This is a genomic window from Actinoplanes aureus, from assembly GCF_015704865.1.
Lineage (GTDB): Bacteria > Actinomycetota > Actinomycetes > Mycobacteriales > Micromonosporaceae > Actinoplanes > Actinoplanes aureus.
In genome coordinates, this window is sequence record NZ_JADQTO010000001.1 from 49,916 (window position 1) to 62,630 (window position 12,715).

Annotated in this window: 12 protein-coding genes; all 12 read left to right on the plus strand. The window is 70.4% G+C overall.

Annotation, left to right across the window (positions count from 1 at the left end; genetic code table 11):
* The first annotated feature begins 10 nt into the window (after positions 1-10).
* The 12 genes from rbfA to I4J89_RS00300 all read left to right on the plus strand — a co-directional run bounded on the left by rbfA (position 11) and on the right by I4J89_RS00300 (position 12,582).
* Entirely contained in the window at positions 11-475 is a 465-nt protein-coding gene (gene rbfA, locus I4J89_RS00245) for a 30S ribosome-binding factor RbfA (RefSeq protein WP_196411725.1), read from the plus strand.
* Positions 472-1,488 (plus strand): DHH family phosphoesterase, encoded by a 1,017-nt coding sequence (locus I4J89_RS00250; protein ID WP_196411726.1) that lies wholly within the window; start codon positions 472-474, stop codon positions 1,486-1,488. The genes rbfA and I4J89_RS00250 overlap by 4 nt, the downstream gene beginning before the upstream one ends.
* Positions 1,489-1,946: 458 nt before the next feature.
* Positions 1,947-3,278, plus strand: coding sequence for an MATE family efflux transporter (locus tag I4J89_RS00255; protein WP_196411727.1), 1,332 nt, complete (start codon positions 1,947-1,949; stop codon positions 3,276-3,278).
* Between the two features lie 157 nt (positions 3,279-3,435).
* The gene (gene truB, locus I4J89_RS00260) at positions 3,436-4,323 is read left to right on the plus strand and encodes a tRNA pseudouridine(55) synthase TruB (RefSeq protein ID WP_196411728.1); all 888 of its coding nucleotides are present in this window, start codon (positions 3,436-3,438) and stop codon (positions 4,321-4,323) included.
* 46 nt (positions 4,324-4,369) lie between these two features.
* Complete coding sequence (locus I4J89_RS00265) at positions 4,370-5,302, plus strand: bifunctional riboflavin kinase/FAD synthetase (protein WP_196411729.1); 933 nt, start codon at positions 4,370-4,372, stop codon at positions 5,300-5,302.
* A 115-nt stretch (positions 5,303-5,417) separates the two neighbouring features.
* Positions 5,418-5,687 carry a 30S ribosomal protein S15 gene (gene rpsO, locus I4J89_RS00270; RefSeq protein ID WP_196411730.1) on the plus strand — a complete coding sequence of 90 codons (270 nt, stop codon included), beginning with the start codon at positions 5,418-5,420 and terminating at the stop codon, positions 5,685-5,687.
* Between the two features lie 208 nt (positions 5,688-5,895).
* Positions 5,896-8,238, plus strand: coding sequence for a polyribonucleotide nucleotidyltransferase (locus tag I4J89_RS00275; protein WP_196411731.1), 2,343 nt, complete (start codon positions 5,896-5,898; stop codon positions 8,236-8,238).
* Positions 8,239-9,570, plus strand: a complete 1,332-nt coding sequence (locus tag I4J89_RS00280) for a M16 family metallopeptidase (protein WP_196411732.1) — start codon at positions 8,239-8,241, stop codon at positions 9,568-9,570.
* Positions 9,571-9,663: 93 nt separating this feature from the next.
* A complete protein-coding gene (locus tag I4J89_RS00285; protein ID WP_196412206.1) occupies positions 9,664-10,542 on the plus strand; it encodes a phosphatase PAP2 family protein in 879 nt (292 codons plus the stop codon).
* 4 nt (positions 10,543-10,546) lie between these two features.
* Positions 10,547-11,296 (plus strand): 4-hydroxy-tetrahydrodipicolinate reductase, encoded by a 750-nt coding sequence (dapB, locus tag I4J89_RS00290; protein WP_196411733.1) that lies wholly within the window; start codon positions 10,547-10,549, stop codon positions 11,294-11,296.
* A gap of 18 nt (positions 11,297-11,314) precedes the next feature.
* Positions 11,315-11,755 (plus strand): hypothetical protein, encoded by a 441-nt coding sequence (locus I4J89_RS00295; protein ID WP_196411734.1) that lies wholly within the window; start codon positions 11,315-11,317, stop codon positions 11,753-11,755.
* Positions 11,755-12,582, plus strand: coding sequence for an MFS transporter permease (locus I4J89_RS00300; RefSeq protein ID WP_196412207.1), 828 nt, complete (start codon positions 11,755-11,757; stop codon positions 12,580-12,582). Before I4J89_RS00295 ends, I4J89_RS00300 begins: the two co-directional genes overlap by 1 nt.
* Positions 12,583-12,715 lie beyond the last annotated feature (133 nt).

Below are 12,715 nucleotides of genomic sequence, written 5' to 3' on the forward strand. Positions count from 1 at the left end.
GGTGGGCGAAATGTCGGACCCAGCCAAGACCCGGCGGCACGCGGAGCGTGTCCGCGAGTTGGTGGCTTCGCTGGTGCGGGAGATCAAGGATCCCCGGCTCGGCATGGTGACGATCACCGATGCCCGGATCACCGGCGACCTGCGCGAGGCGACGGTCTTCTACACGGTCCTGGGCGACACCACCGAGCAGGCGTCGACCGCGGCGGCGCTGGAGAGCGCCAAGGGCATGTTGCGCAGCCGGGTCGGGCACGCGCTCGGCCTGCGTCACTCGCCGAGCCTGGCGTTCGTCCTGGACAACGTGCTGGACAACGTCAAGGAGATCGACGACCTGCTGGCCCAGGCGCGGCACCGCGACCAGGAGGTGCAGCGGCTGGCCGCCGGGAAGAAGTACGCCGGCGACCCGGACCCGTACAAGAGCGACGAGGACGACGAGGACGAGGACGAGCGGGTGGGCGCCCGCGAGGACCAGGGGTGAGTCTGTCCTCCGAGCCCTCCGCCGAGCAATGGGCCGCCGCGGTCGCGGCGGTCCGCTCGGCCGGCCCGGACGACGAGGTGCAGCTGATCTGCCACGTGAACCCGGACGGGGACGCGCTCGGCAGCATGCTCGGCTTCGGACTGGGTCTGCGGCGCCTGGGCTTCACCCGGCTGCGGGCCACCTTTCCGGGTGAGTTCGTCGTGCCGGATCCGTACGCCGCTCTGCCCGGCTCCGACCTGCTGGTGCCGGAGGCGGAGGCCTTCGACGACCCGCGCCTGATCCTGGTCTTCGACGTGGCGAGCGAGTCGCGCCTCGGCGGGCTCGCCGGCCTGCTGACGGCCGCGCCGTGCAGCGTCGTGCTGGACCATCACGCGTCGAACACCGGCTTCGGCATGGTCCGGCTGGTCGATCCGAGGGCGGCGGCCACCTCGGTGGTCGCCGAGCAGTTGCTCGCACGGCTCGGTGTGCCGCTCGACCAGGAGATCGCGGAGTGCCTCTACGTGGCACTGGCGACCGACACCGGCTCGTTCAAGTTCGACATGACCACGGCGGCGGTGCACGAGCTGGCGGCCCGGCTCATCGCCACCGGGATCCGGCCCGGGGAGATCTCCCGGCGCGTCTTCGACAGCCGCCCGTTCGGGGCGATGAAGCTGACCGGTGAGGTGCTGGGCCGGGCGGTGCTCGAGCCGGGTGCGGCCGGCGGGCGGGGCATGGTGTGGACCTACGCCACGCTGGCCGACCTGGAGCGGCACGCCCAGCCGCCGTACGTGCTGGACACGCTCATCGATCCGGTCCGCTCGGTGGCCGACGCGGACGTCTCGGTGGTGGTGAAGCAGGTGGCGGCCGGGGAGTGGTCGGTCTCGCTGCGCAGCAAGGGCGCCGTGGACGTGAGCGGTGTGGCGGTGGCGCAGGGCGGTGGCGGGCACCGGCTGGCGGCCGGCTTCACCGGTTACGGGGAGGTGGGCGAGGTGGTTGACGGCGTTCGTCGCCTACTTGACGCATTCCTGAACTGATCGGCGTTATCGCAGGAAGATGGGGGTCACCCGAGAGGGTGGCTCCCATTTTGTCGTCCCGGATTACGGGATCCGCGTTCCGTGTCCGTGAGTGAACGTTAGTTTGGGACCTGAACGGTGATTTGGTTTCGCGCGGCTGCCACCACCGCCTTCCGCGAAGCCTCGAGCCACCCGGGTCCACAGCCCCGGGCCGCGTCATCGGAGCCTGAGATCCGGCGATCCCGGATCGGCTAGTGACGCCCCGCTCGACCGCATCCGGGCGCCCGCGTGTGCGGAGCGCCCGACCACACCGTGGAAGGAATCCCTCTCATGGCTGCCAAGCCGAAGCCTCAGCCCTCCGACGACGCCCGCGAGCAGGCCCGTCGCGCCCTGCAGACCTCGCTGGACACGCGCCAGTAAGAAGTAAGGGCCGGGGTCGCATTGCGACCCTTACCGCCAGGCGGGCATCATGGGACACCATGAGCCCGCCTGCCGATCCGTACGCCCAACCGCACGGCACCGCCACGGCCCGCAGGATCGCCGGACTGGCCCTCCCCGCGCTCGTCGTCCTGGCCGCCGAGCCGCTCTACGTCCTGGTGGACACCGCGGTCGTCGGTCACCTCGGTCCGGTCGAGCTCGCGGCGATCGCCATCGGCGGCTCCGTCATGTCGATGGCCGTCTGGATCGGCACCCTGATGGCGTACGGGACGACCGGCCGCGCCGCCCGCCGCTTCGGTGCGGGCGACCGGCCCGCCGCCGTGGCCGAGGGCGTCCAGGCGTCCTGGCTCGCGCTCGGCGCCGGTGTGCTGCTCGCCCTGCTCGCTCTGGTCGGGGCCGAGCCGCTCACCCGCGTCCTGGCCGGCAACCCGGACACGGCCGAGGCCGCCGCGGGCTGGTTGCGGATCGCCGCGTTCGGTGCGCCCGGCCTGCTGCTCGCCGCCGCGGGCAACGGCTGGATGCGGGGCGTGCAGGACACCCGGCGCCCGCTCTACATCGTCCTCGGTGCCAACGTGCTCTCCGCCGCGCTCTGCCCGGTGCTCGTCTATCCGCTCGGGCTGGGCCTGACCGGCTCGGCGATCGCCAACGTGATCGCGCAGAGCGTCGGCGGCGGCCTCTTCCTGCTCGCCCTGATCCGGGAGACGCGCCACCTGCGCCCGGAACCGTCGATCATCGTCCGGCAGGTGGTGCTCGGCCGCGACCTGCTGATCCGCGGTGCGGCCTTCCAGGCCTGCTTCCTGTCCGCGACGGCGGTCGCCTCGCGGTTCGGGGTGGCCGCGGTCGGCGCTCACCAGATCACGCTGCAACTCTGGTTCTTCGCCGCGCTGGCTCTCGACGCGGTCGCGATCGCGGCTCAGTCCCTGGTCGGGGCCGCTCTCGGCGCCGGCGACGCCGACGAGGCCCGCGATGTGGCCCGCCGGGTCACCGTCGCCGGTGGTGTCGCGGCCACCGTCTTCGCCCTGCTGGCGCTGGCCGGCGCCTCCGTGGTCCCCGGCTGGTTCACCTCCGACCCGGCGGTGCACGACCAGGCCGCGATCATCTGGCCGTGGTTCGTCGGTCTGCTGCCGTTCGCCGGAATCGTCTACGCCCTCGACGGGGTCCTGATCGGCGCCGGCGACGTGGCCTTCCTGCGCACCATCACGGTGATCTCGGCCCTGTTCGGCTTTCTGCCGGCGATCTGGCTCGCCTACGCGTTCGACCTCGGTCTCGGCGGTGTCTGGGCCGGGCTGGGCCTGTTCACCTTCGTCCGCTTCGCCACCCTGCTGTGGCGCTGGCGTTCACCCCGCTGGCTGATTCTGGGTGCGACCCGCTGAGTGCTCTTTCCCGGCGGCCGCGCTGGGGCGGTGGGAGCCGCCTGGCTCGCGCTGTCACGGAGGGGACGACCTCGTTTAGGCGGAACGGCCGGCTACGCGTACCTCAAGAGGAGGGTGACCGGGAAGCGGACCTGGACCACGGAAATAGGGTGGGCGGGTGCATACGGATGGACTGATCGTGGTGGACAAGCCGGCCGGCATGACGTCGCACGACGTCGTGGCCCGGATCCGGCGGCTGGCGAAGACCCGGCGGGTGGGGCACGGGGGGACGCTGGACCCGATGGCTACCGGCGTCCTGATCATCGGGGTGAACCGGGCCACCCGGCTGCTGACCTATGTGATCGGTTCCCGGAAGAGTTACGCGGCGACGATCCGGCTCGGTCAGACGACCGTCACGGATGACGCCGAGGGCGAGGTCACGGCCACCGTGCCGGCGGACTCGGTGACCGATGAGGCGATCCGGGCCGGGCTGGCGGTTCAGGTGGGTGAGATCGACCAGGTGCCGAGCGCGGTGAGCGCCATCAAAATCAATGGGCAGCGGGCCTACAAGCGGGTGCGCGAGGGGGAGACCGTGGAGATCCCCGCGCGGCGGGTCACCGTGTACCGGCTCGACGTGCTGGACATCCGGCGGCCGGCCGGCTCCGGCGTGGTCGATGTGGACGTGGACGTCACATGTTCGTCGGGGACCTACATCCGGGCTATCGCTCGCGACCTGGGCACCTCGCTCGGTGTCGGAGGTCACCTGACCGCGCTGCGCCGCACCGCCGTCGGCGAGATGACGCTGGACGCCGCGGTCACCCTGCCGGAGCTGGAGCAGCGTGCCCCGGACGTGATCAGCCTCTCCCTCGCGGAGGCGGCCCGCCAGGCGTTCCCGCAGCGTACGGCCACTGCGGAGGAGACCAGAGTGCTCCGGCACGGCGGCCCGCTCAGCGCGGCCGGGATCGACGGGCCGTACGCGGTCTTCGACGAGTCCGGTGTGGTCCTCGCGATCGTCAGCGAGCGTGACGGGCGGGCCCGCGCGGAGATCGTGCTCGCTCCCGCCTGAGCGGCAATCGATACGCTAGGGCGAGTTTTCAGTGGAGGAGCGTTCGATGCAGCGGTGGCGGGGGTTTGAATCGGTCCCCGGCGGGTGGGGCCGGTCAGTCGTGACGATCGGCGTCTTCGACGGCGTGCACCGGGGGCACCAGGCGATCATCGGGCACGCCGTGAAGCGTGCCCACGACCTCGGTCTCCAGTCGGTGGTGATGACCTTCGACCCGCATCCGGCCGAGGTGGTCCGGCCCGGGTCGCACCCGGCCGTGCTGACCGAGGCGGTCCGCAAGGCGGAGCTGATCGAGGATCTCGGCGTCGACGCGCTCTGCGTGGTGCCGTTCACCCCCGGGTTCTCCCAGCTCAGCCCCAACGAGTTCGTGCACGACGTGCTGGTCGAGGCGCTGCACACCGCGGTCGTCGTGGTGGGGGACAACTTCCGGTTCGGGCACAAGGCAGCCGGTGATGTGACGCTGCTGGAGTCGCTCGGGCAGCGGTTCGGTTTCACCGTGGAGGACGCGCCGCTGGTCTCCGCGGACGGGCTGGTGTTCTCCTCGACGTACATCCGCAGTTGTGTCGACGCCGGGGACGTGCGGGCCGCGGCCGCCGCGCTCGGCCGGCCGCACCGCCTGGCCGGCGTGGTGGTCCGCGGTGACCAGCGCGGGCGCGAGCTGGGCTTCCCGACCGCCAACCTGATGGTGCACCGCTATGCGGCGGTCCCGGCCGACGGCATCTATGCCGCCTGGCTCACCCGCGGCGGTGAGAACGCCGCTCGCCTGCCGGCCAGCGTGTCGATCGGCACCAATCCCACCTTCTCCGGCCGGGAGCGGCGGGTGGAGGCCTATGTCCTTGACTTCGACGGTGACCTGTACGGCGAGAGGGTCAGCCTGGACTTCGTCGCGCACCTCCGTGAGCAGCGCAAATACGACGCCATCGAACCGTTGATCGCGCAGATCAGGGCCGACGTCGAAGAGACCCGGGTGTCGCTTCGGTAACGCCCTGATAGGGTTGGTCGGTCGTCGGAATATCCGACACCGGTCCCGCATGCCTGCCCGACGCCGCGGGTCGCGGGAGTAACCGTGCAATCGGCAACACAGAAGTTCGGAGAACATGGCGCTCGATCAAGAGACCAAAAACAAGATCATGGGTGAGTACGCGACCAAGGACGGCGACACCGGTTCGCCCGAGGTTCAGGTCGCCATGCTGACCAAGCGGATCGCCGACCTGACCGAGCACCTCAAGGTGCACAAGCACGACCACCACAGCCGTCGTGGCCTGCTTCTCCTGGTCGGCCAGCGCCGCCGCCTGCTGAACTACGTTCACAAGAAGGACATCGCCCGCTACCGGACGCTTATCGAGCGTCTCGGCCTGCGCCGATAGCTTGACCTTCGGGGAGCGGCCGCCTGGTCGCTCCCCGAGATTTCCACCCCACGGACCCGCGCGGATCACACCCGTCAGCACCGGTCCTCGGTAGTGGTTCCCAGGCTCCGAGCCAGCTAGCTCCAGACCTGGGCGCTTCGATCGAAGACCGGCTCGACTGAACCGCGCTGTTGACCGCCGGGTCCTCGACGAAGGAGTACCGCACTTCATGACCGAGCAGAACAACGCTCTCGGCAACGAAACCCGCACCGCCGTTATCGACAACGGATCGTTCGGCACCCGGGAGATCGTCTTCTCCACCGGCCGCCTCGCTCAGCAGGCCGCCGGCTCGGTGATCGTCCAGCTGGGCGACACCACCGTCCTCTCCGCGACCACCGCCAGCAAGCAGCCGAAGGAGCACTTCGACTTCTTCCCGCTGACCGTGGACGTCGAGGAGCGGATGTACGCCGCGGGCCGCATCCCCGGCTCGTTCTTCCGGCGTGAGGGCCGTCCCAGCGAGGACGCCATCCTCACCTGCCGCCTGATCGACCGGCCGCTGCGCCCGTCGTTCACCAAGGGCCTGCGCAACGAGGTCCAGGTCGTCGAGACCGTCCTGGCGCTCGACCCGGCCCACCCGTACGACGTGGTCGCGATGAACGCGGCCTCGATGTCCACCAAGCTCTCCGGCCTGCCGTTCAGCGGCCCGGTCGGCTCGACGCGGGTCGCCCACGTCGAGGGCCAGTGGGTCGCCTTCCCGACCCTCGAGGAGCTCGAGCGGGCCACCTTCGACATGGTCGTGGCCGGCCGTGTTCTGGCCGACGGCGAAGTCGCGATCATGATGGTCGAGGCCGAGGCCACGCCGCACGCGATCAAGCTGATCTCGGCCGGTGCCGTCGCACCGACCGAGGAGGTCGTCGCCAGCGGTCTGGAGGCGGCCAAGCCCGCGATCCGCGAGCTGTGCCGCGCGCAGAGCGAGCTGGCGGAGATCGCTGCCAAGCCGGTCGCCGAGTTCCCGGTCTTCCTGGACTACCAGGACGACGTCTACTCGGCCGTCTCGGAGGCCGTCCGCGAGGAGACCGCCGAGGCGCTGAAGATCGCCGGCAAGCAGGAGCGCGAGGAAGCCCTCGACCTGGTCAAGGCGAAGGCGCACGAGCTGCTCGACGAGCGGTTCGAGGGCCGGGAGAAGGAGATCAGCGCGGCGTTCCGCTCGGTCACCAAGTCCGAGGTCCGGCAGCGGGTGCTGCGCGAGCAGGTCCGCATCGACGGCCGCGGCCCGCGTGACATCCGCGCACTGACCGCGCAGGTCGGCGTGCTGCCGCGGGTGCACGGCTCGGCGCTGTTCGAGCGCGGGGAGACCCAGATCCTGGGCGTCACCACGCTGAACATGCTGCGCCTGGAGCAGTCGCTGGACACTCTCGCTCCGGAGAAGACCAAGCGCTACATGCACAACTACAACTTCCCGCCGTACTCGACCGGTGAGACCGGCCGGGTGGGCTCGCCGAAGCGCCGCGAGATCGGCCACGGCGCGCTGGCCGAGCGGGCGCTGGTGCCGGTCCTGCCGTCGCGTGAGGAGTTCCCCTACGCGATCCGCCAGGTCTCCGAGGCCCTCAGCTCGAACGGTTCGACGAGCATGGGTTCGGTCTGCGCCTCGACGCTGGCCCTGCTCTCCGCCGGTGTGCCGCTGAAGGCGCCGGTCGCCGGCATCGCCATGGGCCTCATCTCCGACGAGGTCGACGGCAAGACGTCGTACATCGCTCTGACCGACATCCTCGGTGCCGAGGACGCGTTCGGCGACATGGACTTCAAGGTCGCCGGCACCAGCGAGTTCGTCACCGCCCTGCAGCTGGACACCAAGCTCGACGGCATCCCGTCGGACGTGCTGGCCGGCGCGCTGCAGCAGGCGCACGAGGCCCGCGCCACGATCCTGTCGGTGATGACCGCGGCCATCGAGGCCCCGGCCGAGATGAGCGAGTTCGCTCCGCGGGTCACCACCGTGAAGATCCCGGTCGACAAGATCGGCATGGTGATCGGCCCGAAGGGCCAGACCATCAACGCGATCCAGGACGAGACCGGCGCCGACATCTCGATCGAGGACGACGGCACGATCTACGTCGGCGCGACGAACGGCCCGGCCGCCGAGGCCGCGGTCGAGCGGATCAACGCGATCGCCAACCCGACCATGCCGAAGGCCGGCGACAAGTTCCTCGGTACCGTGGTGAAGACGGCCGCGTTCGGCGCCTTCATCTCGCTGCTGCCCGGCCGTGACGGCCTGCTGCACATCTCCAAGGTGGGCGACGGCAAGCGGGTCGACAAGGTCGAGGACTTCCTCAACGTCGGCGACAAGGTCGAGGTGTCGATCGCCGACATCGACGCCCGCGGCAAGATCTACCTGGACAAGGTCCGCCCGGAGGGCGAGGAGGCCCCGGCGGCCGCCGCCGAGGGTGGCCGTCCGCCGCGCGAGGAGCGCGCTCCCCGCGAGGACCGTGGTCCCCGTGAGGACCGTGGCCCCCGTGAGGGTGGCGGCGAGCCGCGTCGCCGCCGGTCCCGCCCGTCGGGCGAGCGCCGCGACTAAGTGACAGCGAACAGCAACCGCGGGCCGGCCGAAAGGCCGGCCCGCGTTGTCACCCACCGCCTTGAGGGCGCGGTTCGCCGTACGACCCTGCCGAGCGGTCTGCGCATCATCACCGAGGCGATCCCGACCACCCGCAGCGCCTCGCTCGGGATCTGGGTCGGGATCGGCTCCCGGGATGAGTCACCGGCCCTGCACGGCGCCTCGCACTTCCTGGAGCACCTGCTCTTCAAGGGCACCCACAAGCGCACCGCCCTGGACATCTCCGCGGAGATCGAGGCGGTCGGCGGCGAGACGAACGCCTTCACCACGAAGGAATACACCTGCTACTACGCGCGGGTGCTCGACGCCGACCTGCCACTAGCCGTCGACGTGCTCTGCGACGCGGTCGCCGACTCGATCATCGACCCGGCGGACGTGGAGACCGAGCGTGGCGTGATCCTCGAAGAGATCGCCATGCACGAGGACGAGCCCGGTGACGAGGTGCACGACGTCTTCGCCGAGGCGATCTACGGCGATCACCCGCTGGGCCGGCTGATCTCGGGCACTCCCGGGTCGATCACGCCGATGACCCGGACCCAGATCAACGGCTTCTACCGGCGGCGCTACACGCCGCCGCAGATCGTCGTCGCGGCCGCCGGAAACCTGGATCACGCGGCGGTGGTCAGGCTGGTGCGCAAGGCGCTGGCCGGGACCCCGCTGGACAGCACGCCCGCGGCCCCGGCCGAGCCCCGGCCGGGTGACAAGCGGGTACGCGTCCAGAAGCCCCGCAACGTGGTCATGCACCGCGACACCGAGCAGGCCCACATCGTCCTGGGCGGCGCCGGTCTGGGCCGCCACGACGAGCGCCGGTTCGCGCTGGACGTGCTCAACAACGTGCTCGGCGGCGGCATGTCGAGCCGGCTGTTCCAGGAGATCCGGGAGAAGCGCGGGCTGGCGTACTCGGTCTACTCCTACGCCAGCCAGTACGCGGACGCCGGCCTGGTCGGCGTCTACGCGGGCTGCGCCCCGGCCAAGGCGGCCGAGGTGCTCGACCTGATCCGCGGCGAGCTGGACCGGATGGCCGCGAAGGGCGTCACCACCGAGGAACTGCGCCGCGGCAAGGGCATGGTGAAGGGCGCGTACGTGCTCGGCCTGGAGGACACCGGCTCCCGGATGAGCCGGCTCGCCAAGGCGGAACTGCTGCACGGCTCCCTGATGGGCGTCGACGAGCTGCTCGCACGCGTCGATGCGGTGACGGTCGACGAGGTCAACGCGGTCGCCGCCGATCTGCTGTCCGGCGAGCGCTCGCTGGCCGTGGTGGGACCGTTCGACGAGTCCGAGTTGCCCGCGTAGCTACTCTTGGACCCCGTGACAACGCTGGAGACCCCGCCCGAGACACCCGCCACCCCGCTGCCACCGGATCTCCGGAAGCGGCGGATCATCGGGATGCTGATCTGGGCGGTGGTCTTCGCCGTCGGGGTCTACTTCGTCGGCGTACCGACTAGTGACCCGCTGATGGCCTTCGGCTGGCTGTGGCTGGCGACCATCGCCTGGCGCAACTACGAGCCGTGGCGTACGCATCTGCGGTTCCTCCGCGACTGGCTGCCGATCTGCCTGCTGCTGGTGGTCTACAACATCTCCCGCGGCTACGCGGACGGCCTCTTCGAGCCGCACGTCAAAGAGCTGATCGCCTTCGACAAGTGGATGTTCGGCGGGGTCACCCCGACCGAGTGGCTGCAGGACCACCTCTACCAACCGGGCGTCGTCCAGTGGTGGGAGGTGGTCGTCTCCCTCGTGTACTTCTCGCACTTCCTGACCATGCCGACCATCGCCGTGGTGCTCTGGATGCAGAGCCGGGAGCAGTGGGCCCGGTTCATGCGCCGGTGGTTCACGCTCTGCGTGTTCGGCCTGATCACCTACTTCCTCTACCCGGCCGCGCCGCCGTGGTGGGCGGCCGAACCCCAGCACGGCTCGTTGATCGAGGCGGTCCGGATCTCCACCAACGGCTGGAAGGCGATCGGCCTGGAGGGCGCCGGCAACACCCTCAACGCGTTGCAGATCGAGGCGGCGAACCCGGTCGCCGCGATGCCGTCGCTGCACACCGCTTTCGCCTTCATGTCGGTGGTGTTCTTCCTGCCGATGATCCGCAAACGGTGGTGGCCGCTGCTGCTCGCCTACCCGCTCTCGATGACCTTCACGCTGGTCTACACGGCCGAGCACTGGGTGATCGACGTGCTGGTCGGATGGGCGTACGTCGGGGTGGTTTTCGTCGTCGTGGGGCTCGCGGAGCGGTGGTGGTCGGCCCGCCGCCGTACGTTAAGTTGACGGTGTGACTGAAGCTATTCGGGTCGGAGTCCTCGGTGCTCGTGGCCGCATGGGCCTCGAGGTATGCAAGGCGGTCGACGCCGCCGGCGACCTCGAACTGGTCGCGATGATCGACCAGGGCGACTGGCTGTTCAACGCCTCCGACGCGGGTGCACAGGTGCTTGTCGACTTCACCAGCCCCGACGTCGTGATGGACAACCTGCACTGGGCGATCGAGCAGGGCATTCACGTGGTGGTCGGCACCTCCGGCTTCACCGAGGAGCGGCTCGACCGGGTGCGTGGCTGGCTGTCCGGCAAGCCCGAGGTCGGTGTGCTGATCGCGCCGAACTTCGGGATCGGCGCGGTCCTGATGATGCAGTTCGCCGCCCGCGCGGCCCGCTACTTCGAGTCGGCCGAGATCATCGAGCAGCACCACCCGCGCAAGCTGGACGCGCCCAGTGGCACCTCGATGCACACCGCCAAGGTGATCGCCGAGGCGCGCGCCGCCGCCGGTTGCGCGCCCATGCCGGACGCGACCAAGGAGGAGCAGCTCGGCGCCCGTGGCACCGACATCGACGGCGTGCGGGTCCACTCGATCCGGGCCGCCGGTCTGGTCGCGCACCAGGAGGTGCTCTTCGGCACCACCGGGGAGACGCTGACCATCCGGCACGACTCCCTGGACCGCTCCTCGTTCATGCCCGGCGTGCTGCTCGCCGTCCGCAACGTGATCAACCGGCCGGGCCTGACCATCGGCCTGGACCCGCTGCTCGACTGATCCGGCTATGTTGTCGCGGTGACGACCGATCTGACGACGCGGGGCCGCCGGGTCCGGGTGCTGGCGACCGTCGCCTGCCTGGCCCTGCTGGTCGCCGGGACCCTGTGGGGTCAGGACGACCACTTCCCGTTCGGCCCCTTCCGGATGTACTCGACGTCGCCCGACCCGAACGGAGCGGCCAAGGACACCCGGGTCGAGGGCGTCGACTCCACCGGGCGGATCGTCGCGATCACCGAGGCCAACAGCGGGATCCGGCGGGCCGAGATCGAGGGCCAGCAGGCCGCTTACCAGGCGGATCCGTCCCGGCTGAGCCGGATCGCGCAGGCGTACGCGGAGCACACCCCGGGCGCTCCGGCGTTGCGTGAGGTCCGGATCGTGATCCGCTGGCATGGGATCCGGGACGCCCGCCCGACCGGCACGTACACCGACGAGGTCATCGCCGATTGGACTCGCCCGTGATCACGCGCTGGCTCACGGAGCCCGTCCCCAGGGGCCGGGTGGCTGCCTTCCGTACCCTGGTCTACCTCTTCGTCGCCGCCGACCTGGTGATCTTCACGCCGTGGGTGCGGTCGCACGCCAACACCCCCGGTGACCTCTACGAGCCGCTCCTCATCGGCCGGCTGCTGCCGCTGCCCACCCCCGGGCCGCTGCTGGTGCACGGGATCTTCTGGGCGTTGCTGGTGCTCGCGCTGGCCGCCGCGAGCGGACGGGCACCACGCCTGCTCGGCTGGCCGGTCTTCCTGCTCTACTTCGAGTGGATGATCATCGCGATGAGCTACGGCAAGGTCGACCACGACCGGGTGGGCCTGCTCGTCGCGCTGGCGGTGCTGCCCACCGTCGGCCGTGCCCGGCACCACGACCCGACGCCGACCGAGGCCGGCGGGTGGGCGCTGCGGGTCACCCAGATCGCCGTGATCTGCACGTACTTCCTGGCCGCCATCGCGAAGCTGCGCTTCGGCGGCCTGGAGTGGGTCACCAGCGGCGTGCTCGCCCAGGCGATCATCCGGCGCGGCACCGAACTGGCCGACCTGATCGCCGGCGTACCTTACCTGCTCATCCTCGCCCAGTTCGGGATCATCGCGTTCGAACTGCTCAGCCCGCTGATCTTCGTGGTGCCGCCGCGCTGGCGGGGGTGGGTGGTGGCGTTCTTCTACTCGTTCCACCTGATCACGTTCTCGACCATCACGATCTCGTTCGCCCCGCACGTGGTGGCGCTGGCCAGCTTCCTCCCGCTGGAGAAGCTGCGGCTTCGCCGCCGCACCGTGGAGACCGCGCACGTCACCTGACTTTCCGGTACGCGCACCGTGAGCGACCTCTCCATGCCACTCACGGCCCAACCCCACTGCTGTCTCGAGGGGCGTGAGGCAGCACTGGCGTTGGGCTGCTTGGCGCGCTTCGGCCTCGTGTCGTGCTGGATCG

What these genes read in the sequence shown, in the direction of transcription:
- rbfA (WP_196411725.1), top strand. Translation starts at nt 11, where the DNA reads ATGTCGGACCCAGCCAAGACCCGGCGGCACGCGGAGCGTGTCCGCGAG.
- I4J89_RS00255 (WP_196411727.1), top strand. Translation starts at nt 1,947, where the DNA reads ATGAGCCCGCCTGCCGATCCGTACGCCCAACCGCACGGCACCGCCACG.
- I4J89_RS00265 (WP_196411729.1), top strand. Translation starts at nt 4,370, where the DNA reads ATGCAGCGGTGGCGGGGGTTTGAATCGGTCCCCGGCGGGTGGGGCCGG.
- rpsO (WP_196411730.1), top strand. Translation starts at nt 5,418, where the DNA reads ATGGCGCTCGATCAAGAGACCAAAAACAAGATCATGGGTGAGTACGCG.
- I4J89_RS00275 (WP_196411731.1), top strand. Translation starts at nt 5,896, where the DNA reads ATGACCGAGCAGAACAACGCTCTCGGCAACGAAACCCGCACCGCCGTT.
- I4J89_RS00285 (WP_196412206.1), top strand. Translation starts at nt 9,664, where the DNA reads ATGCTGATCTGGGCGGTGGTCTTCGCCGTCGGGGTCTACTTCGTCGGC.